The 20,777-nt window shown below is 65.9% G+C and carries 20 protein-coding genes; 10 read left to right on the forward strand and 10 right to left on the reverse strand.

Going from position 1 to position 20,777, the window contains the following annotated elements; all coding sequences use genetic code 11:
• Positions 1-31: 31 nt before the first annotated feature.
• The 5 genes from radA (at position 32) to GWK50_RS00215 (ending at position 5,067) form a co-directional block, all read left to right on the forward strand.
• A complete protein-coding gene (radA, locus tag GWK50_RS00195) occupies positions 32-1,405 on the forward strand; it encodes a DNA repair protein RadA (protein ID WP_162014731.1) in 1,374 nt (457 codons plus the stop codon).
• Positions 1,406-1,504: 99 nt separating this feature from the next.
• Positions 1,505-2,443 (forward strand): branched-chain amino acid transaminase, encoded by a 939-nt coding sequence (locus GWK50_RS00200; RefSeq protein ID WP_162014732.1) that lies wholly within the window; start codon positions 1,505-1,507, stop codon positions 2,441-2,443.
• A 14-nt stretch (positions 2,444-2,457) separates the two neighbouring features.
• Positions 2,458-3,486: a glycosyltransferase gene (locus tag GWK50_RS00205; protein ID WP_162014733.1), complete on the forward strand. Its 1,029-nt coding sequence runs from the start codon at positions 2,458-2,460 to the stop codon at positions 3,484-3,486.
• Between the two features lie 62 nt (positions 3,487-3,548).
• Positions 3,549-3,755 (forward strand): zinc-finger domain-containing protein, encoded by a 207-nt coding sequence (locus GWK50_RS00210; protein ID WP_162014734.1) that lies wholly within the window; start codon positions 3,549-3,551, stop codon positions 3,753-3,755.
• A gap of 73 nt (positions 3,756-3,828) precedes the next feature.
• Positions 3,829-5,067, forward strand: coding sequence for an O-antigen ligase family protein (locus GWK50_RS00215; protein WP_162014735.1), 1,239 nt, complete (start codon positions 3,829-3,831; stop codon positions 5,065-5,067).
• On the opposite strand, the gene GWK50_RS00220 is transcribed toward GWK50_RS00215, so the two are convergent.
• The 3 genes from GWK50_RS00220 to GWK50_RS00230 all read right to left on the reverse strand — a co-directional run bounded on the left by GWK50_RS00220 (position 5,064) and on the right by GWK50_RS00230 (position 8,697).
• Positions 5,064-6,332 carry an ATP-binding protein gene (locus GWK50_RS00220; protein ID WP_162017953.1) on the reverse strand — a complete coding sequence of 423 codons (1,269 nt, stop codon included), beginning with the start codon at positions 6,330-6,332 and terminating at the stop codon, positions 5,064-5,066. The two genes, GWK50_RS00215 and GWK50_RS00220, sit on opposite strands and share 4 nt — an antisense overlap.
• A 165-nt stretch (positions 6,333-6,497) precedes the next feature.
• Positions 6,498-7,214: a response regulator transcription factor gene (locus tag GWK50_RS00225; RefSeq protein ID WP_162014736.1), complete on the reverse strand. Its 717-nt coding sequence runs from the start codon at positions 7,212-7,214 to the stop codon at positions 6,498-6,500.
• 154 nt (positions 7,215-7,368) lie between these two features.
• Positions 7,369-8,697, reverse strand: coding sequence for an MFS transporter (locus GWK50_RS00230; protein ID WP_242455243.1), 1,329 nt, complete (start codon positions 8,695-8,697; stop codon positions 7,369-7,371).
• Between the two features lie 69 nt (positions 8,698-8,766).
• Here GWK50_RS00230 and GWK50_RS00235 point away from each other — a divergent pair, with 69 nt between their 5' ends.
• Positions 8,767-9,615, forward strand: a complete 849-nt coding sequence (locus GWK50_RS00235) for a M48 family metallopeptidase (protein ID WP_162014738.1) — start codon at positions 8,767-8,769, stop codon at positions 9,613-9,615.
• Positions 9,616-9,682: 67 nt separating this feature from the next.
• Here the strand turns inward: GWK50_RS00235 and GWK50_RS00240 are convergent, their stop codons facing one another.
• Together GWK50_RS00240 and GWK50_RS00245 are read right to left on the reverse strand one after the other, a co-directional pair.
• A complete protein-coding gene (locus GWK50_RS00240) occupies positions 9,683-10,321 on the reverse strand; it encodes an MBL fold metallo-hydrolase (RefSeq protein WP_162014739.1) in 639 nt (212 codons plus the stop codon).
• Positions 10,322-10,361: 40 nt separating this feature from the next.
• Positions 10,362-11,273, reverse strand: a complete 912-nt coding sequence (locus tag GWK50_RS00245; RefSeq protein ID WP_162014740.1) for an EamA family transporter — start codon at positions 11,271-11,273, stop codon at positions 10,362-10,364.
• Positions 11,274-11,346: 73 nt separating this feature from the next.
• On the opposite strand from GWK50_RS00245, the gene GWK50_RS00250 reads away from it, so the two are divergent.
• Positions 11,347-11,844, forward strand: a complete 498-nt coding sequence (locus tag GWK50_RS00250; protein WP_162014741.1) for an Lrp/AsnC family transcriptional regulator — start codon at positions 11,347-11,349, stop codon at positions 11,842-11,844.
• Positions 11,845-11,862: 18 nt separating this feature from the next.
• Here GWK50_RS00250 and GWK50_RS00255 read toward each other — a convergent pair whose 3' ends face one another.
• Together GWK50_RS00255 and GWK50_RS00260 are read right to left on the reverse strand one after the other, a co-directional pair.
• A complete protein-coding gene (locus tag GWK50_RS00255) occupies positions 11,863-13,812 on the reverse strand; it encodes a type II/IV secretion system protein (RefSeq protein WP_162014742.1) in 1,950 nt (649 codons plus the stop codon).
• Positions 13,813-13,895: 83 nt separating this feature from the next.
• Complete coding sequence (locus GWK50_RS00260; protein ID WP_162014743.1) at positions 13,896-14,699, reverse strand: exodeoxyribonuclease III; 804 nt, start codon at positions 14,697-14,699, stop codon at positions 13,896-13,898.
• 12 nt (positions 14,700-14,711) lie between these two features.
• Here GWK50_RS00260 and pyrE point away from each other — a divergent pair, with 12 nt between their 5' ends.
• A complete protein-coding gene (pyrE, locus tag GWK50_RS00265; protein ID WP_162014744.1) occupies positions 14,712-15,410 on the forward strand; it encodes an orotate phosphoribosyltransferase in 699 nt (232 codons plus the stop codon).
• Between the two features lie 40 nt (positions 15,411-15,450).
• Positions 15,451-16,104: a DUF4124 domain-containing protein gene (locus tag GWK50_RS00270; RefSeq protein ID WP_242455437.1), complete on the forward strand. Its 654-nt coding sequence runs from the start codon at positions 15,451-15,453 to the stop codon at positions 16,102-16,104.
• Positions 16,105-16,155: 51 nt separating this feature from the next.
• Here the strand turns inward: GWK50_RS00270 and gatB are convergent, their stop codons facing one another.
• The 3 genes from gatB to gatC all read right to left on the reverse strand — a co-directional run bounded on the left by gatB (position 16,156) and on the right by gatC (position 19,512).
• Positions 16,156-17,604, reverse strand: a complete 1,449-nt coding sequence (gene gatB, locus GWK50_RS00275) for an Asp-tRNA(Asn)/Glu-tRNA(Gln) amidotransferase subunit GatB (protein ID WP_162014746.1) — start codon at positions 17,602-17,604, stop codon at positions 16,156-16,158.
• Positions 17,605-17,717: 113 nt separating this feature from the next.
• A complete protein-coding gene (gatA, locus tag GWK50_RS00280) occupies positions 17,718-19,205 on the reverse strand; it encodes an Asp-tRNA(Asn)/Glu-tRNA(Gln) amidotransferase subunit GatA (RefSeq protein ID WP_162014747.1) in 1,488 nt (495 codons plus the stop codon).
• Between the two features lie 7 nt (positions 19,206-19,212).
• Positions 19,213-19,512: an Asp-tRNA(Asn)/Glu-tRNA(Gln) amidotransferase subunit GatC gene (gatC, locus tag GWK50_RS00285; RefSeq protein ID WP_162014748.1), complete on the reverse strand. Its 300-nt coding sequence runs from the start codon at positions 19,510-19,512 to the stop codon at positions 19,213-19,215.
• A 216-nt stretch (positions 19,513-19,728) separates the two neighbouring features.
• Here gatC and GWK50_RS00290 point away from each other — a divergent pair, with 216 nt between their 5' ends.
• Complete coding sequence (locus GWK50_RS00290) at positions 19,729-20,772, forward strand: rod shape-determining protein (protein ID WP_162014749.1); 1,044 nt, start codon at positions 19,729-19,731, stop codon at positions 20,770-20,772.
• Positions 20,773-20,777 lie beyond the last annotated feature (5 nt).

The following is a 20,777-nucleotide window of genomic DNA, read 5'->3' on the forward strand; positions in this document are numbered from 1 at the left end:
TATAGTCGCAAGCCAACGCCGACCTGTGCCCATGTCCCGAGACAAAACCCTCTACTCCTGCGCTGAATGCGGCGGAACCACGCCCAAATGGCTGGGCCAGTGCCCCCACTGCCGGGCGTGGAACACCTTGACAGAAGCCCTGGCCGAGCCCGCCACGGCACGCAACCGCTACGGGCAAGGCCATGCGCTGAATGCAGCGCAACCCGTGGCGCCGCTATCGGCCATCGAGGCTTCGGAAGTGGCGCGTGCGGCCAGCGGGATCGAGGAGCTCGATCGGGTGCTGGGTGGCGGCATCGTCGAGGGGGGCGTGGTGCTCATCGGCGGCGACCCGGGCATTGGGAAATCCACGCTGTTGCTGCAGGCGCTCGATGCCCTGCAGCGTGCAGGCCTGCCCACGCTGTATGTCACGGGCGAGGAAAGTGGTGCCCAGGTCGCTCTGCGCTCGCGCCGCTTGGGTTTGGAGCACAGCCAAGTGCAGGTGCTGGCCGAAACCCAGCTGGAGAAAATTCTGGCCACCGTGGAGGCCACACAACCGGCGGTCGCTGTGATCGACTCGATCCAGACCATCTATTCCGACCAGTTGGCCTCGGCCCCCGGTTCGGTGGCACAGGTGCGCGAATGTGCGGCGCATCTCACGCGTGCGGCCAAGGGCACCGGAGTGGCCATGGTGTTGGTTGGCCATGTGACCAAGGAGGGGGCGTTGGCCGGTCCACGCGTGCTGGAGCACATGGTGGACACGGTGCTGTACTTCGAAGGTGACACGCATTCCAACTTCCGTCTGGTGCGCGCCATCAAGAACCGTTTTGGCGCCGTCAACGAAATTGGTGTGTTCGCCATGACGGAACGCGGGTTGCGCGGCGTCAGCAACCCCAGTGCGATCTTTCTGAGTCAGCACAGCGAGCCGGTTCCAGGAAGCTGCGTGCTGGTCACGCTGGAGGGCACGCGACCCATGCTGGTGGAAATCCAGGCGCTTGTCGATGGTGGCGGTCCCTCGCCCCGGCGCCTGTCGGTGGGGCTGGAGCGCGACCGCCTGGCCATGTTGCTGGCGGTGCTGAACCGCCATGCAGGTGTGGCCTGTGGCGACCAGGACGTGTTCGTCAACGCCGTGGGCGGGGTGCGCATCAGTGAGCCGGCGGCCGATCTGGCGGTGATGCTGTCCATCACCTCCAGCCTGCGCAGCCGGGCGCTGCCCAAGGGCTTCATCGCTTTTGGCGAAGTCGGGCTGGCAGGGGAAGTACGGCCCGCGCCCCGTGGGCAGGAGCGCTTGCGCGAAGCCGCCAAGCTGGGTTTTACGGTGGCCGTGATTCCCAAGGCCAACGCACCGCGCCAGCCCATCGAAGGGCTGGAGATCCATGCGGTGGAGCGCATCGAGGAAGCCATGTCCGTGGTGAGAGGCCTGGGCTGATCCGTCACGCAAGCAGCCTGTCAGTCCCCTGCGGTCTGATGCCGGGGCGCCGCCGTAAAATCCCACGATTCGCGAAACCGCAAGCAAAGGACACCTCCCATGAGCCCCGTAGTTCCCTCGATGGCCGACCGTGACGGCAAGATCTGGATGGACGGCCAGATGGTCGATTGGCGCGACGCCAAGATCCACGTGCTGACCCACACGCTGCACTACGGCTGCGGCGCCTTTGAGGGCGTGCGGGCCTACAACACGGTGAACGGCACCGCCATCTTCCGCCTGCAGGAGCACACCGAACGCCTGTTCAACAGCGCCAAGATCCTGCGCATGAAGATCCCGTTCACCATGGACGAGGTCAACGAAGCGCAAAAGGCCGTGGTGCGTGCCAACAACCTGGAGTCCTGCTACCTGCGCCCCCTGACTTGGATCGGCGACAAGAAGCTGGGTGTCTCGCCCAAGGGCAACACCATCCACTTGATGGTGGCCGCCTGGGCCTGGGGCGCCTACCTGGGCGAGGAAGGCATGAAGCGCGGCATCCGCGTCAAGACCAGCAGCTACACGCGCCACCACGTCAACATCACCATGACGCAGGCCAAGGCGGTGAGCAACTACACCAACTCCATCCTGGCCAACATGGAAGCCACGGACGAGGGCTATGACGAAGCGCTGCTGCTCGACAGCGCAGGCTTCGTGTCCGAAGGCGCTGGCGAGAACCTGTTTGTCATCAAGAACGGTGTGATCTACACGCCCGACCTGTCGGCCGGTGCGCTCAACGGCATCACGCGCAACACGGTGTTTCACATCGCCAAGGACCTGGGCCTAGAGATCGTGCAAAAGCGCATCACGCGCGACGAAGTGTACATCGCCGACGAGGCCTTCTTCACCGGCACGGCGGCCGAGGTCACGCCCATCCGTGAACTCGATCGCATCGAAATCGGCGCGGGCAGCCGCGGCCCCATCACCGAAAAAATCCAGAGCGCGTTCTTTGACATCGTCAACGGACGCAATCCGAAATACGCCCACTGGCTCACCAAGGTATAGAGCCGTTGTAGGGTATGCGTATCGTCCACGTCATCCTGACCAACCGATTTGCCGGGAGCGAGCGTTACGCCATTGAGCTGGCCAATGCACAGTCTGCAAGCCACGATGTCACCCTCATCCTGCGCAGGACGGCGCACCGCGATCGTCCCACGGGCTATTCCCACAAGGTCGATCCGCGGGTGAAGATCCTCTGGGTGGGGCGGTGGCTGGGGCGTTGGCAGGCGCGCCGTTGGATACGTCGCTTGAGGCCCGATGTGGCGCATGCCCATTTGAGCGATGGTTGCAAGGCCCTCGGGGGCCTTCAGGATCTGCGTGGAACGGTTTTGCGTGTGGCTACATTGCACATGCGGTACAAGCCACAGCAGCACCAGAACCTCGACGCGCTGGTCGCCATCGCGCCCTGGCAGCTGAAGGAAGTGCCATCGCAACTGCGCGCCCATACGGTCCATATCAACAACTGGACGCTGCCGTATGCACCCAGCCCTGGCGCGCGCGCGCTCATGCGGGCGCGCCACGGCATTGCGGAGGATGCCTGGGTTCTGGGCTCTGTGGGGCGTGTGGAGCACACCAAGGGCCTGGACGTACTTTTGGATGCCTTCGAGATGGCTGCGTTGCCTGGGGCTTGTCTGGTGATTGTGGGACAGGGGGCCGAGGTCGAAGCCTTGAAACAGCGCAAGGTACCCGGCGTGTTGTTTGTGGGTTTTGCTGAAAAGCCTCAGGACTGGCTTGCCGCATTTGATGTGTTTGTGAGCTCCGCCCGCGAGGAGTCCTTTGGGTTGGTGATGCTGGAGGCCGCTGCGGCGGGCCTGCCTATCATTGCGACCGCGACCGAGGGCGCCCGGCATCTGGCCGATGACGTGGTGGAGACCATCGTGCCCGTGGAAGACCCGGCTGCATTGGCCAAGGCTTTGCGGGATGCGTTTGAGGAAAGGCCGCTCCGCCGGCAAAAGGACCTGCGCAAGTACGCTGTGGAAACGAGCGTTGCCGAGATCTTTTCCTTTTACCAGCGTGAGCGGTCCGTGGTGGTGAAGGCGGGTGCGTGATGTGCCTGCGGGCCTTGATACGGGCCGAATCTTGAAATCATAGTGAAATGGTGATGTGAATCATGAGCGAGAACAAAGCGATTCAATTGAATGCCGAGGACCTGGATGGGCAAGGCAATTTCCCTTGCCCCAACCCCAAGGCGGCCGTCAAGCAGTGGAGTGGTCATCCAAAGGTGTACCTGAGCGCGAAACCCGGACAAGTGGTTGCCTGCCCCTATTGCGGCACCCAATACGCGCTTGCGGCGGGAGTGAAGACGGGCGGTCATTGATACCGATGATCGGCCGGGAATATCCGTGCTTCCAGTCCGCGCGACAACGCTTCTTACTTCCCAACTGGCTTCGGTGTCGGCATTCTTGCTGGGCGCCTTGACCTTGCTGCTGCCCTCGGGCTACGCCTATGGGGCGGCTATCTTCATTGTTTTCGCGATGGCATCCTTTCCCCTATGGGCCAAGGAGCGTTTGAGCGATAGATCGGCCGTCTGGCTGGCCTTGGTGTTTGCGGTGATGGGTGCCGTGTGGATTTTTGGCGCCGACCTTGACCGTGGGCTGTCGGCGCTGAACAAGCCGTTCCGCTATGTGCTGGCGCTGGCATGCATTCCTGTTGCCTTTTTGTACCCCCCCAAGGGGCGATGGCTGCTTTGGGGCATTGCGGTGGGTGCTGCCTTCGGTGGGCTGAGGGCCTCCTACGATATCTTTGTCCTGGGGTACGAAAGAGCCTGGTACGACGCGGCCCACCAAAGCAGCAGTGGTGTCATTCAGTACGGAAACATGTCCGGGCTGTTTGGGCTCATCTGCTGGGTTCAGTGGGCGGTTTTCCATGAGCGCTGGAGCTGGCGCCGCTCGGCGCTGATGCTGGCCTGCGTCTTCCTGGGCGTCCTGGGCTCCTTGCTTTCTCAGACGCGTGGCGGCTGGGTCGCCCTGGTCTTGTGCATGGTTCCGCTGCTGTGGTTGATTTATCGCTATGTGGCGAACCATCGATTCATCTATGCCGTACTTGGCTTGCTGGCCGTGGTGATGGCCTTGCTGTGGCACCAGTCCTCGTACCTGCAGGAGCGCTGGAGCCTGGCGCGTGACGAGGTGGCGGGGTTTGTCAAGAACGGTGAGGCCGACAACTCCGTGGGCCACCGGCTGGCCCATTGGAAACTGGCCTGGGACATGGGGCTGGAAAAGCCGCTGACGGGCTGGGGCGAGGCGGGATACGCCGAGCAAAAGCGTCTGCGTGTGGAAAAAGGGGAGGCTCCCCCTTCGGTCCTGTACTACGGCCATGCGCACAACGAGTGGTTTGATATGTTTGTCAAACGCGGTGTGATTGGGCTGGTGGGCCTGCTGCTGTTCTATGCCGTCCCTCTGGCCTTGTTCTGGCCCACGCAGGCCCGGGTGCAGCGCCCCGATGGAACGATAGACCCCGAGGCATTGTGCCTGCGTTTGGCGGGCATGCTTTTTCCGCTGGCGTACCTGGGTTTCGGATTGACACAGGTGTACCTCGCGCATTTCAACGGCAACATGATCTATCTGTTCATGGTCCTGTTCTTCATGGCGGCCATCCGCGGCCATCAGCGCGGCCACGGGGGGAGCGTCTAGGCAAGCGGGGTGATGGGCAGGCGCAGCACAAAACAGGCGCCCTGGCCCTGCGGGTTGCCCTCGCAGTGCACGGTGCCTTGGTGGCGCCCTGCGATGGAGCGCACCAGGGCCAGGCCCAGGCCCACGCCACCGGCGCGCTCGCTGGCGCCGGGCAGGCGGTAGAAGGGTTCGAAGATGCGTTCGCGCAACTCTGCGGGCACGCCCGGCCCCTGATCGCACACCCGCACTTCTGCCATGCCCCCTTGCAGGTGCAGGCTGACGCTCACGGTGCCATCGCTGTAGCGGCGGGCGTTTTCCAACAGGTTGCGCAGCGCGCGGCGCAGCAGCTTGGCCACGGCATGCACTTCCAGCGGCTGGTTGCCTGCATCCAGCTCCGCGCCGGAGCGTGCGCATTCCTCTGCGGCCAACCCCACCAGATCCACCGCCTCGAACGAGCCCACATCGGCCTCGCGCGCGTCCAGGCGGCTGGCCAGCAGGATTTCGTCCACGAGCTGGTCGAGCTCGGCGATGTTGCGCAGGATCTCGGCCCGCGCACTGGCCGATGGCGCACCGTCCTGCATCAGTTCCATGCCCATGCGGATGCGTGCCAGCGGTGAGCGCAGCTCGTGCGATGCGTTGGCCAGCAGCGACTTGTGCGAACGCAGCAGCGCTTCGATGCGCCCCGCCGCAGCATTGAACTGGCGTGACAGATCGGCCACCTCATCGTGGCCCTGCACGGGCACGCGGGCTGCCAGATCGCCTTCGCCAAAGCGCTGCACTCCGCGCTGCAGTACCTCCAGGCGCGACATCAGGCGACGGATGATGGGAAACACCCCCAACGCCACAGCCAGCCCCACCAGCACCAGCATCCACAGGAAGCCAAACGGTGGCCGCGTCCAGAAGGCCAGGCTCTGCGGAGGGGGCGGTGCGCGCAGGGCGGCTGCGCGCTCATGGCGCTCGCGGCGATCCATGCGCTCGCGCCCTTGAAAACGGGGCTCCAACTCCAGCTCGAAGGTTCGACCGTCGGTGGTCTGCAACTGGTAGAGCACCCCTTCCGATGGATGTTGCGGCTGGCGTGTGGCCGTGCCTTGCAGCACCACGCGGCCCTGCAGATCGCGCAGCACCACCTCCCGCGCAGGGGGAGCAATGCGCAGCGCGTTCTGCTCTGCCGCCGTGCGCCAGGCCCAGCCCACCACCAACGTGAGCACCGCCACGCCCCCGACCACGGCCAGCCAGATGCGCAGGTACAGGCGCTGCGAAAAGGTGCGGGAGATGGAGCGGAGCATCGACATATCGATCACCGTGTGCGCGGTGCCCAGTCACGGGGGCAAGATACTGGCGCTGCCCAGGCCAGCAGACGCCGTGGAACTGGCTTTGCCAGGCCACTGGCGTCGTCCCCCCTCCCGCAGGAGAGGGGGGAAGGCGCGAAGCGACGCAGGGGGGTGTTCACATCACTCCTGCTGCTTGGCAAACACATAGCCCACGCCGCGCACCGTGAGAATGCGGCGCGGGTTTTTGGGGTCTTGCTCGATGGCGGCGCGGATGCGGCCCATGTGCACGTCGATGGATCGGTCAAAGGCCTCCAGCTCGCGCCCGCGCACGGCTTCCATGATCTGGTCGCGCGTGAGCACGCGGCCGGCACGCTCGGCCAGGGCCACCAGCAGGTCGAACTGGTAGGAGGTCAGATCGGCCGCCTGGCCCGCCACCGAGACACTGCGCGCATCGCGGTCGATCTCCAGCGTGCCAAAGCGCAGTACGTGGGCGACGGGCGCCGCGCCTGCGTTGCGCCGCCGCAGCAGGGCGCGGATGCGTGCCAGCAGCTCGCGCGGCTCGAAGGGCTTGGGCAGGTAGTCGTCGGCGCCGATCTCCAGGCCGATGACACGGTCCATGGGGTCGCCCTTGGCCGTGAGCATCAGCACCGGCATCTGCGCCACCGGCCCGGGCAGCGCGCGGATGCGGCGGCAGACTTCCAGCCCGTCCATGTCGGGCAGCATGAGGTCGAGGATGACCAGCTCGGGCAGTGTGCCGCCGTCCTGTCCCTGCAGGCGCGCCAGGCCGCTGGCGGCGTCGGGGCAGTGCGCGAGCTGCATGCCCGACTGGCCCAGGTACTCCCCCACCATCTGGGCCAAGCGCAGGTCGTCTTCGATCATCAGCAAGGAGGTGCTCATGGCGTCAGCAAAGGGGGTGCTCAGAGTGGGAGGATGGGGGCATCATGCCTGCTACCTGTCATGTCCCCTTGTCCTTGGCGTAAAGCACAGGTAAACGTGGCGCAGCTTCACGGTTACTTTTGCTATGTATTTTATAGCTGCTTGTGCTTATGTATTAGGCGCTGGAGGCCGATTTGGCCTTGGATGCTATCCACACCAGTCCCAGCACCGGCAGGCCCAGCAATGCGGTGGACGCAAAGAACTGTGCGTAGCCAAAGGCGTTGACGTAGTCGCCCGAAAAGCCCGCCACGAACTTGGGCAGCAGCAGCATCATCGAGCTGAACAGCGCGTATTGTGTGGCCGAATAGCTGACGTTGGTCAGGCTGGAGAGGTAGGCAATGAAGGCCGCCGACGCAATGCCGCTGGCCAGGTTGTCGGCAGAGACCACGGCGATGAGCGCCGTTACATCGTGCCCATGGCCCGCCAGCCAGGCAAACAGCAGGTTGGTGCAGGCGCTCAGCAGGGCGCCCAGCATCAGGATGCGCATCACGCCAAAGCGCATGGCGAGCGAGCCGCCCACAAAGGCGCCGACCAGCGTCATCACCACGCCGTACACCTTGGTCACAGCGGCCACCTCGTCCTTGGTGTAGCCCATGTCCACGTAGAAGGGGTTGGCCATGATGCCCATCACCACATCGCTGATGCGGTACACGGCGATCAACGCCAGGATCAGCGCCGCCTGCCAGCGGTAGCGGCGCACAAAGTCGGCAAACGGCTCCAGCAGGGCGCCGCGCAGCCATTCGGCCGCGTTGCGTGCCGGGGGCAGCTCCACAGGCCGGGGCTCGCGCGAGAACAGCACCGTGACCATGCCCACAGCCATGGAGGCCGCCATCACCAGGTAGGCCGTCTGCCAGGCGCCGTTCTGGTAGGCCGCGGCGCCCGTTGCAGCGGCGGCCGCGCCTGCCAGTGCGGGGGCTTCGGCACGCGCGGCAATCCACAGCACCCCGGCACCGGCCCAGATCATCGCCAGCCGGTAGCCCGTTTGGTAGGCGGCAGCCAGGGCCGCCTGGTGGTTGGCGTCGGCCGATTCGATGCGGAAGGCGTCCAGCGCAATGTCCTGCGTGGCCGAGGCGAAGGCCACCATCAACGCACAGGCCACCACGGGGCCCAGCGCCTGGCGCGGGTCGGTCAGCGCCATGCCCACCAGCCCCACCACCACCAGGCACTGCGACAGCAGCAGCCAGCTGCGCCGCCGCCCCAGCGTGTGGGTGAGCAGTGGCAGCGGCAGCCGGTCCACCAGCGGCGCCCAGGCCCACTTGAAGCCATAGGCCAGGCCCACCCAGCTCAGGTGCCCGATGGTGCTGCGGTCGATGCCTGCCTCGCGCAGGCGAAAGCTCAGCGTGCCCAGCACCAGCAGCAACGGCAGGCCAGCCGAAAAGCCGAGCGTCAGCATGCGCAGGCTGGCGGGTTCGAGGTACACGCGCAGCGTCTGGAGCCAGGACATGCGCGGTGCGGTGGGAGAAGGCGTGGTGGTGGGCGGCATGGGGTGTGGTGTTTTGACTATTATTCCCGCATGTGCTTTCTTTGCCCCGCTCCTTCCGTAGCCTCATCGTCCCCCTGGCAGGCGCGGCGCGCCTTTGTGCTGGCCGCCGCCGCCGGGGCTGCTGCGCCTGCGCTGGCCCAGGTGGAGGTGGGTTCGGCCTCGGGCATGCGCCGCCTGGTGCCGGCCGAAACGCTGGAGTCCTCGGCCACCCAGCAGTACAGCCAGTTGCTGGCCCAGGCCCGGGCGCAGGGGGCGCTGGTGCCGTCCGGTCATCCGCAGCTTGCGCGCCTGCACGCCATCGCACGGCGCCTCATCCCTTTCACCACGCCATGGAATGACCGGGCGCGCCACTGGCGCTGGGAGGTCAACCTCATTGCCAGCAAGCAGATCAATGCGTTCTGCATGCCAGGCGGCAAGATTGCGTTTTTCACCGGCATCCTGGATCAGTTGCGCCTGACCGACGACGAGGCCGCCATGATCATGGGCCACGAGATGGCCCACGCACTGCGCGAGCACGCCCGCGAGCGCCTGGCTAAGACCCAGGCCACAAACCTGGGCCTGCGCCTGGGCGCGCAGTTGCTGGGCCTGGGCGACGTGGGGCAGCTGGCCGCCAACCTGGGCGGGCAGTTGCTCACGCTCAAGTTCAGCCGCGGTGACGAGAGCGAGGCCGACCTGGTGGGCCTGGAGCTGGCTGCCCGTGCGGCCTTCCAGCCCGCCGCCAGCGTGAGCCTGTGGCAGAAGATGGGCCAGGCCACGGGCGGCAAGGACGGCCTGGCCTTCCTCTCCACCCACCCCAGCGGGCCCGACCGCATCCGTGAGCTGCAGCAGAACGTGCCCAAGGTCCAGGGCCTGTACGAAGCCGCGCGCCAGAATGGCTGAATGCTATTGAATTGATAGCTGTCAGCGCTTTATCCACGGGCGCTAGAGGCCAAAAACCATTGAAGTTTCAAGTGCCACCCACATAGGGGTTGCTCTGGCGCTCGCGGCCGAAGCTGCTCTCAGGCCCATGGCCGGGAATGAATACCGTTTGGTTCCCCATGGGCCACAGGCGCTGCGTGATGCTGTCGATCAACTGCTGGTGGTTGCCCTGGGGAAAATCGGTGCGGCCAATGCTGCCAGCGAACAGCACGTCGCCCACAAAGCAGCGCTCGATCTGTGGTGCGTGGAACACCACATGGCCCGGCGTGTGACCTGGGCAGTGGCGCACGGCCAGCGTCTCGTTGCCGATCTGCACCGTGTCGCCATCGGCCAGCCAGCGCGTGGGCGTGAAGTGCTGCGCGGGCGGAAAGCCAAACATCGCGCTCTGCTGCGGCAGGCCATCGATCCAGAACTGATCGCCCGGATGTGGCCCGACGATGGGCAGTTGCAGTCGCTCGGCCAGCTCGCCCGTGCCGCCGGCGTGGTCGATGTGCGCGTGCGTGAGCCAGATCTGGCTGAGCGTGAGCCCCAGGCGCTGGATTTCTGCCAGCAGCAGGTCGAGATCGCCGCCCGGGTCGATGACGGCAGCCTGGCCGGTGGCATCGCACCAGACGATGGAACAGTTTTGCTGGAAGGGCGTGACGGGAACGGTGAGGTAGCGCAGCATGGGGACGGAAAGCGGGGTTGCAGGATGCCGGGTGACCGGCTCAGGGCGCAAGTGTAGGCGCGGAGGCTGCACCGCTGCGCCGACTCTCCTGGGGCGCCGTGCGTGCCGTGGCGGCGCAACCCACCGAGGCCATCACGATGAGCCCGATGGCAAGCCACTGCATGACGCTCAGGCGCTCGTCCAGCAGCCCCAGTGCCAGCACGGCGGCCACGGCGGGCTCCATGCTGATCATGATGCCGAAGGCCTGCGGCGGCAGGCGCTTGAGCGCCACCATCTCCAGCGAGATCGGCACCGCGCTGGAGATGGCGGCCACGCCCAGCCCCACCGCCAGCACTTGCCAGGACAACAATGCCATGCCGGAATGCGCCAAGCCCACGGGCAGCACCACCAGCGCAGCCACTGTCAGGCCCAGCGAGACCGACAGGCCTGCATGCAAATGCCCGACCCGCTTGCCGAACAGGATGTAGGTCGCCCAGCACACGGCTGCCACCAGCGAGTACGCCACGCCCAGTGGGTCCAGCGTGCTCACGTCGTGCCCCAGCGGCAGCAGCAGGCCCAGCCCGGCCACGGCCAGCAGCACCCAGACGAAGTCCAGCGCCCGGCGCGACGACAGCACAGCCACCGCCAGCGGCCCGGAGAACTCAATGGCCACGGCCACGCCGAAGGGCAGCGTCTGCAGCGACAGGTAGAACATGAGGTTCATCCCACCCAGCGCGGCGCCGTAGCAGGCGATGGCGCGCAGGTCCGCGCGTGTGAGGCGCCAGCGCCAGGGGCGCCACAGCAGCAGGAGCAGCAGTGCCGAAAAGCCCACGCGCACGGCCGTGGTGCCCTGCGCGCCGACCAGCGGAAACAGCGTGTGCTTGGCCCACGAGGTGCCCAGGCCGAGGAAGGTGACCGAGCCGAAAATGGCCAGCAGCGGAATGAACGCAGAGGTACGCAAAGAAGACGACATGCGGAAAATATATTGCGCTACCCTTGCGTCTTCTGCTCTATTTCTGGGTTTTTCACGCAACTTTCGCTCCCATATGCCCGCCGCCGATCCTTTGAAGCTCGACGCCTTCGACCTCGCCATCCTCGACATCCTGCAGCGTGACAACACCACGCCGCAGCGCGAGATCGCGCAGGCCGTGCATCTGTCGGCTCCGGCTGTGCAGCGGCGCATCCGGCGCCTGCGCGAGAGCGGGGTGGTGCGGGCCGAGGCAGCCCAACTCGACGCCAGCCTGTTGGGGCGCCCGCTCACGTTGCTGGTGGAGGTGCATGTGCACGACGAACACCCGCTGCGCACGGCTGGCCTGCGCCAGCGCATTGCAGGCGAACCGGCGGTGCAGCAGTGCTACGCCATCACCGGCGAGGCGGACTACCTGCTGGTCATCACCGCCTCCACCATGGCCGACTACGAGGCGCTGACCGGGCGTCTGTTCGGTGGCGACGACAACGTGCGGCGCTTTCGCACCTCGGTCGCGCTGGGCTGCCTCAAGGTGGGCTTGCAGGTGCCGTTGGACCGCTGCGGCCCGGTCGCATAGCGCGCCCCGGCGCGCGGCTCACAGGTTGGTGGCCGCCGTCACTTCGGACATGTCGGTCAGGCCTTGCAGCACTTTCTCGATTCCGTCCTGGCGCAGTGTCTTCATGCCTGCGGCGAGCGCCGAGAGGCGGATTTCGGTGGCCGAGGAGCGGTGGCGGATGTGCTGGCGGATGGGCTCGTCGCTCAGCATCAGCTCGTGGATGCCCATGCGGCCCTTGTAGCCGTGCGATTCGCACTGAGGGCAGCCCTGGCGGCGCCACAGCGTGATGCTGCCGTCGTCCTTGCCGTAGGCCTTGCGCCAGCGTGCGATGAGCGCATCGCGCGCTTCGGCGCTGTTGGCGGCGCTGCTCTCCAGGTACTGCGAAGCCATGGCTTGCAGCGTGTCGTGGTGGGCGGCATGGGGTTCGCGGCACTGGGTGCACAGGCGGCGCACCAGGCGCTGGGCCAGGATGGCCAGCAGCGAGTCCGAGAAGTTGAACGGGTCCAGCCCGATCTCCAGCAGGCGTGCAATGCTCTCGGGCGCCGAGTTGGTGTGCAGGGTGGACAGCACCAGGTGGCCCGTGAGCGAGGCCTCGATGGCGATGCGCGCGGTCTCCTCGTCGCGCATTTCGCCGATCATGATCACGTCGGGGTCGGCGCGCAGAAAGGTGCGCATGGCCGCCGCGAAGGTCCAGCCGATGCGCGCGTTCATCTGCACCTGGCGCAGACCGCTCTGGGTGATTTCGATCGGGTCTTCGGCCGTCCAGATCTTGCGGTTGGAGGTGTTGAGATCGCGGATCACCGAATGCAGCGTGGTCGTCTTGCCGCAGCCCGTGGGGCCCACCACCAGCACCAGACCGTAGGGCTTCTTCACCATCTCGCGCAGCGCCTGCAGGTTGGTCGGGCTCAGGCCAATGTTCTCCAGCGGCAGCGGCTTGGCACCGGCCAGCAGGCGCAGCACCACGTCCTCCAGGCCGCGCGAGGTGGGCACCGTGACGACGCGCAGCTCCACCGGCGGCCCGCCAAAGCGCGAGAAGTCGATCTTGCCGTCCTGCGGTTTGCGGTGCTCGGAAATGTCCATGGTGGCCATGATCTTGATGCGCGCCACCATGGCATAGCGAAAACGTGCGGGCAGCTCCAGGTAGGGCACCAGGTCGCCATCGATGCGCAGGCGCACACGCACGTTGCCGGGCGCGGGTTCGGTCTCGATGTGGATGTCCGACGCACGGTGCGCAATGGCTTCGTCGATGATGGAGTTGATCAGCCGCACCAGCGTGTTGTCCGATTCGGTCACCACATCCGTCGCCACGGCGTCGGAGTCCGGCGCCATGCTGTTGAGGTTGCTGACCAGCTCTTGCGAGCTGGGGCGCGCCGCCGCGCTGGCGTTGCCTGTCGCGCCGTTGCGTGCGGCCCCATTGGCGTTGCCCTCCTTGGGGGCGTCGGTATGCACGCTGTAGGCCTTGGCAATGGCGGGCATCAGCGTGCCGGGGGCGGCCTGCAGCGGCACCAGGCGGCGCTGGCTCAGGAAGCGCAGTTCGTCGAGCAAGGCGCGGTCGTAGGGGTCGGCCATCAGTACCACCAGCGCGTCATCGCGCGCCAGCAGCGGCAGTACCGACTCGCGCTCGGCCACGGAGCGCGGCACCAGCGCCACGGCCACCGGGTCGGGCTGCAAGTGGCCGGGGTGCACCACATACTCGCCCAGCCAGGCGGCAATCGCCTGGCGCAACTGATCCTGCGATACCAGCCCCAGTTCCGTCAGGATCTGACCGATGGGCCGCTGGCGCCCGCGGTCGCGCTCGCTCTGCTGCATGCGCAGGCTCTGCATCAAATCGGTGGGCTGGAGCATGCCCGCGTTGATCAGCGCTTCGCCCAAATGCCGTGCCCTGCCCACCACGGGGTGCGGCGAAGTCACCAGGTCCCACAGCTCGTCGGTGTTGCGGGGCTCGAAATACTGGCTGGAGGCGGTGTCCTGCGTGGTGGTGTCTGCCATGGCGTGGGGCCGTCGGTGGATACAGCCCTACAGGTTACAACATGCAACCAGGAGGGGGTGGCTGGCGCCCTGCCGTCCCGGCGTTACAGAGCAAAGTCGTAGTCGATGGTCAGCGGCGCATGGTCGCTGAAGCGCTGCGCCTTGTACACCTGGGCCGTGCGGGCTGTAGTGGCCAGGCTGGGGGATGCCAGGTGGTAATCCAGCCGCCAGCCCACGTTCTTGGCCCAGGCCTGGCCCCGGTTGCTCCACCAAGTGTAGGCCTCGTCGGTGGTGTGGGGGTGGAGCTGGCGGTAAACGTCCACCAGACCGCCGTCTGGGTCAGTTGTGTGCAACAACTTTGTCATCCAGGCGCGCTCTTCGGGCAAAAAGCCGCTGTTTTTCTGGTTGCTGCGCCAGTTTTTCAGGTCGATCTGCTGGTGCGCGATGTTCACGTCGCCGCACAGGATGAATTCCCGTTGCGCCTTGGCGCGCATGAGGTGTGGGTGGAACTGCTCCAGAAAGCGGAACTTGGCCTCCTGCCGCTCTTCGCCCGAGGAGCCGCTGGGAAAGTACGCGCTGATGATGGACAGCTTGCGCTGGGGTGTGTCAAAGCGCAGTTCCAGGTAGCGGCCTTCGGCGTCGAACTCGGGGCTGCCAAAGCCGGCGATCACATCGCTGGGTTCGTGCCGGGTATAAACACCCACGCCCGAGTAGCCCTTCTTCTCGGCAAAATGGAAATGGCCTTGCAGGCCCGCCAACTGCTCGAAGCGCCCCTGGACATCGGCCGCCTGGGCCTTGACTTCCTGCACGCAAATACAATCCGGGACGGTGGCGGCGATCCAGGGCTCCACGCCCTTGGTGGCGGCGGAGCGGATGCCGTTGAGGTTGAGGCTGGTTAAACGGAACAAGGGAATCACTCCATGGTCGATCAAGGCACGCCCACCGGTTCGCAAGACGGTCTGGCGCAGGATTTTGTGCGGTTTGCCGTGGAGTCCGGCGTGCTGCGGTTTGGCGAGTTCAAAACCAAGGCGGGCCGCATGAGCCCGTATTTTTTCAACGCCGGGCTGTTCGATGATGGCGCCAAGCTGGGCCGCCTCGCGCAATTCTATGCAAAAGCCCTGCTGGCCAGCGGTATCGAATTCGACATGGTGTTCGGCCCGGCGTACAAGGGCATTCCCCTGGCCGCCACCGTGGCGGTGGAACTGGCGCGCCTGGGCCGCAATGTGCCCTTTGCCTACAACCGCAAGGAAGCCAAGGACCACGGCGAGGGCGGCACGCTGGTGGGTGCGCCATTGCGCGGGCGCGTGCTGATCGTGGACGATGTGATGTCCGCAGGAACGGCAGCGCGCGAATCCATTGCCCTGATCCGCAGCGCAGGCGCCACGCCCCATGCTGTGGCCATTGCGCTGGACCGCCAGGAAAAAGCCACCGAGAATGGCCAGGATGTGCCGTACAGTGCCGTGCAGTACGTGCGCGAGCAATTGGGGCTGAAGGTCTGCGCTATCGCTACACTGGCAGACTTATTGCTTTATCTATCGCACCATGGCGACGGCGAAATGGCGCCCCACCATGAAAGGGTGTTGGCCTACCGCCAGCGTTACGGTGTCCACCAAGGATGATGCATTGAACCATCTTCGCGGATGTCCTGCGGTTTTGGGCCTGCTGCTGGCGGCTCTGGGTTCTGCTGCCTGCGCGCAGGCGGTGGTGCCTGGGTCGGGCATCTACTCCTGTGTGGACAAAAATGGCCGGCGCCTGACCTCAGACCGCCCCATACCCGAGTGCATAGACCGTGAGCAGCGCGAACTGGGCCCCACGGGCACCGTCCGACGCGTGATCGGCCCCACGCTCACCGAGCACGAGCGTGAAGCCCTGGAAGTCCAGCGGCGCAAGGACCTGGAGGAGCGCAACCGCATTGCCGAGGAGCGCCGCCGCGAGCGTGTGCTGCTGGCGCGCTACCCCGACAAGGCCGCCCACGACGCCGAGCGCGCCACCGCCATCGCGCATGTCGATGAAGTCACGGCCACCGCAAAGAAGCGCATTGCCGAGTTGCAGGAGCGGCGCAAGAAGATCGACGTGGAGATGGAGTTCTACCGCAAGGACCCCGCCAAGGCCCCCATGCACTTGCAGCGCCAGTTGCTCGAAAACACCGAAGAAATGGCCGAGCAGCAGCGCTTCATTTCGGGGCAGGACCAGGAAAAACGCCGCGTGCACCAGCGCTTTGATGCCGAGCTGGCACAGCTCAAGGAGCTGTGGGCAGCGCGCGTGGTTCCGCCACAGGCCGCCACAGCCACGGTGCCTGCGGCCTCACGCTGAGCCTTCTGGCGGCCTGCGTGGCGCGGCCGCCCGCCTGCCACTTCCCTCGTTTCAGCCTTCCAGGCGTTTGCGCAGCAGTTCGTTGACCTGTGCCGGGTTGGCCTTGCCCTTGCTGGCTTTCATGGCCTGGCCTACCAGGGCGTTGAAGGCCTTGTCCTTGCCCGCCTTGAACTGCGCCACGTTGTCGGGGTTGGCTGCGATCACCTCGTCGATGATTTTTTCCAGGGCGCCGCTGTCATTCATCTGCTTGAGGCCCTTGGCCTCGATGACGGCATCGACCTCGCTGGCCTCGCCGCTCCACAACGCATCGAATACTTGGCGTGCAGCATTGTTGCTGATCGTACCGTCGCTGATGCGCTGGATGAGCGTGGCCAGCTTTGCGCTGTCAACCTTGGCATCCTCGATGCCGATTTCTTCGCTGTTGAGGCGGCGTGACACTTCGCCCATGATCCAGTTGCTGGCCAGCTTGGCTTGGCCACTGGCCTGTGCTGCCGCTTCGAAATAGCTGGCCATGGCCTTGCTCTGCGTGAGCGTGGTGGCGTCGTATTCGGGCAGGCCGTAGTCCTGCACGAAGCGCGCTGCCATGGTGCGGGGCAGCTCGGTCATCTGCGCGCGCGTGGCTTCCACCCATTCGGGCGCGATCACCAGCGGCGGCAGGTCCGGGTCGGGGAAGTAGCGGTAGTCGGCCGCGTCTTCCTTGGTGCGCATGGCGCGCGTCTCGCCCGTGTCGGGGTTGAACAGCACGGTGGCCTGCTCGATGGCGCGGCCGTCCTCCAGCTCCTCGATCTGCCAGCGGATCTCGTAGTCGATCGCCTGCTGCATGAACTTGAAGCTGTTGAGGTTCTTGATCTCGCGGCGTGTGCCCAGCGGCTGGCCGGGCTTGCGCACGGACACGTTGGCGTCGCAGCGGAACGAGCCTTCCTGCATGTTGCCGTCGCAGATGCCGATCCAGGTGACGATCTTGTGCAGTTCCTTGGCGTAGGCCACGGCCTCTTCGGTCGAGCGGATGTCGGGCTCGGTCACGATCTCCAGCAGCGGCGTGCCGGCGCGGTTGAGATCGATGCCGCTCATGCCGTGGAATTCTTCGTGCAACGACTTGCCGGCGTCTTCCTCCAGGTGGGCGCGCACCAGGCGCACGGTCTTCTTCTCGTCGCCGAGGAAGAAGCTCACCTCGCCGCCCTGCACCACCGGGATCTCGAACTGGCTGATCTGGTAGCCCTTGGGCAGGTCGGGGTAGAAGTAGTTCTTGCGCGCGAAGATGCTCCGGGGCGCGATATGCGAGCCCAGGGCCAGGCCCAGCTTGATGGCGCAGGCCACGGCCTCGCGGTTCATCACGGGCAGGGTGCCGGGCAGGGCCAGGTCCACGGCGCAGGCCTGGGTGTTGGGCTCGGCGCCGAAGGCGGTGCTGGCGCGGCTGAAGATCTTGCTGTGCGTGGCCAGCTGGGTGTGGGTCTCGAAGCCGATGACGACTTCGTACCCGTGGATCAGTTTCGCAGACATGGGGAGCTGTCCTTGGCTATCAAAAAGAGGAGCTGCCAGCGCTTGATTTAATTGGGTTTCAGCATGATTTGATGCTGAATTTGTTTGCTATCAAGCGCTGGTAGCTATGGTTTTCAGAGCGGACTGCGCAGGTGGAAATCCGTGGCCTGCTGCAGGCGGTGGGCTGCGTTGAGCAGGCGCGCCTCTTGAAAGTAGTTGCCGATCAGCTGCAGGCCCACGGGCATGCCGCCCTCGCCAAAACCTGCGGGCACGCTCATGCCGGGCAGGCCGGCCAGCGAGCCCGGCAGCGTGAAGATGTCGGCCAGGTAGTCGGCCAGCGGGTCGCTGCCATGCTCGCCGAGTTTCCAGGCCACACTGGGCGCCACGGGGCCGGCGATCAGGTCGCAGTCCTTGAAGGCGTTCTGGAAGTCGTCGGCGATCATGCGGCGGATCTTCTGCGCCTGCAGGTAGTAGGCGTCGTAGTAGCCGTGCGAGAGCACGTAGGCGCCGATCATGATGCGGCGCTTGACCTCGTCGCCAAAGCCTTCGGCGCGGGTCTTCTTGTACATGTCGAGCAGGTCGCCGTAGTCCTTGGCACGGTGCCCGAACTTCACGCCGTCGAAGCGCGAGAGGTTGGACGAGGCCTCGGCCGGGGCGATGATGTAGTACACCGGGATCGACAGCTCGGTGCGCGGCAGGCTGATGGGCACCAGCTTCGCGCCGAGCTTCTCGTATTCCTTCAGCGCGCCATCGACGGCGGCGCGCACGTCGGGCGCCAGGCCCTCGCCGAAGAATTCGGCCGGGATGCCGATGCGCAGGCCGTCGAGGCTCTCATGAAGCTTGGCGCTGAAGTTCTCGACGGGCAGGTCCAGCGAGGTCGAATCGCGGTCCGGATCCGGGCCGCACATGGCGGAGAGCAGCAGTGCGCAGTCCTCGGCTGAGCGGGCCATGGGGCCGGCCTGGTCCAGGCTGGAGGCGAAGGCGATCATGCCGTAGCGGCTGGCGCGGCCATAGGTGGGCTTGATGCCGGTGATGCCGCAGAACGAGGCCGGTTGGCGGATCGAGCCGCCGGTGTCGGTGCCGGTCACGGCGGGCGCCAGGCGCGCGGCCACGGCCACGGCGCTGCCGCCCGACGAGCCGCCAGGGATGCGGCTGGTGTCCCAGGGGTTGCGCACGGGGGCCGGGGCGTCAAAGCCCACCGGGGCGACGGCGGAGTTTTCGTTGGCCGAGCCCATGGCGAACTCGTCGCAGTTGAGCTTGCCCAGCGTCACGCAGCCCGCCTGTGCCAGGCGGGTGACGACGGTGGCGTCAAACGGCGAGCGATAGCCCGCCAGCATCCTGGAGCCTGCGGTGCTGGGGAAGTCGCGCGTGACGAAAATGTCCTTGTGCGCCAGCGGCACGCCTTCCAGGGCGCCAGCCGTGCCGGCGGCAAGGCGCGCGTCGGCGGCGCGTGCCTGGGCCAGGGTGGCTTCTTCGTTCAGGGCCACGAAGGCGCCCAGGTGCTGGTGCGTTTGGGCGCGATCCAGGAAGTGCTGGGCGGCCTCGACGGCGGAGACGCGGCGTTCGCGCAGTTCGGTGGCGAGCTGGGCCACGCCCAGGTCGTGCAATGCGGGTTGGGTCATGCGGGGCTCACTCGATCACTTTGGGCACCAGGAACAGGCCGCGTTCGACGGCCGGTGCGCTTTGCTGGTTGGCTTCGCGTTGGTTGGGCTCGCTGGCCACGTCTTCGCGCAGGCGCAGCTGCACATCCTGGATGGCGGCCACCGGGTGGGCCAGCGGCTCCACGCCCTGGGTATCCACAGCCCGCATCCGTTCCACGATGTCAAAAAAACCATTCAGCTGGGTAAGCATGCGCTCACTTTCCTGGGGTGCGAGTTCGAGCCGTGCCAAATGGGCGATGCGGCCAATGTCCTGGGGTGTCAGTGCCATAGAGAGGGGTACCTACAGAAACCGGATGTAAAGCTTGAACAACGGGATTTCCGGGGTGAGTTATTCACAGGGGATGCGGTATTATCCCGCCTTTGCCGCACGAGGCTGCACAAGGCTGTCTGTTAGCAGGCAGTTGCGCGCAATAGAGTCAATTTGAATGCCACAAAACCGGCGATGGCAAGCCGAAGCGCCTGCCCTGCCCGAGAGGATTTTTGAATGTTCGGAGCTTTCCGTCGGTATCTCTCCACCGATCTTGCCATTGACCTTGGCACCGCCAACACCCTGATCTTCGCCCGCGACAAAGGCATCGTGCTGGACGAGCCTTCCGTGGTCGCGATCCGCCACGAAACCGGCCCGCACGGCAAGAAGGTGATCCAGGCCGTGGGCCACGAGGCCAAGGCCATGCTGGGCAAGGTGCCCGGCAACATCGAGGCCATCCGCCCGATGAAGGACGGCGTGATCGCCGACTTCGTGATCACCGAGCAGATGATCAAGCAGTTCATCAAGATGGTGCATCCGCGTTCGCTGCTCACGCCCAGCCCGCGCATCATCATCTGCGTGCCCTGTGGCTCGACCCAGGTCGAGCGCCGCGCCATCAAGGATGCGGCCGAGGCCGCAGGCGCCACGGCGGTGTACCTGATCGAGGAACCGATGGCCGCCGGCATTGGCGCCGGCCTGCCGGTGTCCGAGGCCTCCGGCTCCATGGTCGTGGACATCGGCGGCGGTACCACCGAGGTGGGCGTGATCTCGCTCGGCGGCATGGTTTACAAGGGCAGCGTGCGCGTGGGTGGCGACAAGTTCGACGAGGCCATCATCAGCTACATCCGCCGCAACTACGGCATGCTGATCGGCGAGCCCACGGCCGAAGCCATCAAGAAGCAGATCGGCAGCGCCTTCCCGGGCTCCGAAGTGCGCGAGATGGAAGTGCGTGGGCGCAACCTCAGCGAAGGCGTGCCGCGCAGCTTCACGATTTCTTCCAACGAAGTGCTGGAAGCCCTGACCGAACCGCTCAACCAGATCGTCTCGGCCGTCAAGAACGCCCTGGAGCAGACGCCGCCTGAACTCGGCGCCGACATCGCCGAGCGCGGCATGATGCTGACCGGCGGTGGTGCACTCCTGCGCGACCTGGACCGCCTGCTGGCCGAGGAAACCGGCCTGCCGGTGCTGGTGGCCGAAGACCCGCTGACCTGCGTGGTGCGCGGTTGCGGCATCGCGCTGGAGCGCATGGACCGCGCGGGCAGCATCTTCACCAGCGAATAAGGCCC

The sequence above is a fragment of the Acidovorax sp. 210-6 genome (assembly GCF_010020825.1).
Classification (GTDB): Bacteria; Pseudomonadota; Gammaproteobacteria; order Burkholderiales; family Burkholderiaceae_C; genus Simplicispira; species Simplicispira sedimenti.

What these genes read in the sequence shown, in the direction of transcription:
- radA (WP_162014731.1), top strand. Translation starts at nt 32, where the DNA reads ATGTCCCGAGACAAAACCCTCTACTCCTGCGCTGAATGCGGCGGAACC.
- GWK50_RS00200 (WP_162014732.1), top strand. Translation starts at nt 1,505, where the DNA reads ATGAGCCCCGTAGTTCCCTCGATGGCCGACCGTGACGGCAAGATCTGG.
- GWK50_RS00205 (WP_162014733.1), top strand. Translation starts at nt 2,458, where the DNA reads ATGCGTATCGTCCACGTCATCCTGACCAACCGATTTGCCGGGAGCGAG.
- GWK50_RS00210 (WP_162014734.1), top strand. Translation starts at nt 3,549, where the DNA reads ATGAGCGAGAACAAAGCGATTCAATTGAATGCCGAGGACCTGGATGGG.
- GWK50_RS00220 (WP_162017953.1), bottom strand. Translation starts at nt 6,332, where the DNA reads ATGCTCCGCTCCATCTCCCGCACCTTTTCGCAGCGCCTGTACCTGCGC.
- GWK50_RS00225 (WP_162014736.1), bottom strand. Translation starts at nt 7,214, where the DNA reads ATGAGCACCTCCTTGCTGATGATCGAAGACGACCTGCGCTTGGCCCAG.
- GWK50_RS00230 (WP_242455243.1), bottom strand. Translation starts at nt 8,697, where the DNA reads ATGTCCTGGCTCCAGACGCTGCGCGTGTACCTCGAACCCGCCAGCCTG.
- GWK50_RS00235 (WP_162014738.1), top strand. Translation starts at nt 8,767, where the DNA reads ATGTGCTTTCTTTGCCCCGCTCCTTCCGTAGCCTCATCGTCCCCCTGG.
- GWK50_RS00240 (WP_162014739.1), bottom strand. Translation starts at nt 10,321, where the DNA reads ATGCTGCGCTACCTCACCGTTCCCGTCACGCCCTTCCAGCAAAACTGT.
- GWK50_RS00245 (WP_162014740.1), bottom strand. Translation starts at nt 11,273, where the DNA reads ATGTCGTCTTCTTTGCGTACCTCTGCGTTCATTCCGCTGCTGGCCATT.
- GWK50_RS00250 (WP_162014741.1), top strand. Translation starts at nt 11,347, where the DNA reads ATGCCCGCCGCCGATCCTTTGAAGCTCGACGCCTTCGACCTCGCCATC.
- GWK50_RS00255 (WP_162014742.1), bottom strand. Translation starts at nt 13,812, where the DNA reads ATGGCAGACACCACCACGCAGGACACCGCCTCCAGCCAGTATTTCGAG.
- pyrE (WP_162014744.1), top strand. Translation starts at nt 14,712, where the DNA reads ATGGTCGATCAAGGCACGCCCACCGGTTCGCAAGACGGTCTGGCGCAG.
- gatB (WP_162014746.1), bottom strand. Translation starts at nt 17,604, where the DNA reads ATGTCTGCGAAACTGATCCACGGGTACGAAGTCGTCATCGGCTTCGAG.
- gatA (WP_162014747.1), bottom strand. Translation starts at nt 19,205, where the DNA reads ATGACCCAACCCGCATTGCACGACCTGGGCGTGGCCCAGCTCGCCACC.
- gatC (WP_162014748.1), bottom strand. Translation starts at nt 19,512, where the DNA reads ATGGCACTGACACCCCAGGACATTGGCCGCATCGCCCATTTGGCACGG.
- GWK50_RS00290 (WP_162014749.1), top strand. Translation starts at nt 19,729, where the DNA reads ATGTTCGGAGCTTTCCGTCGGTATCTCTCCACCGATCTTGCCATTGAC.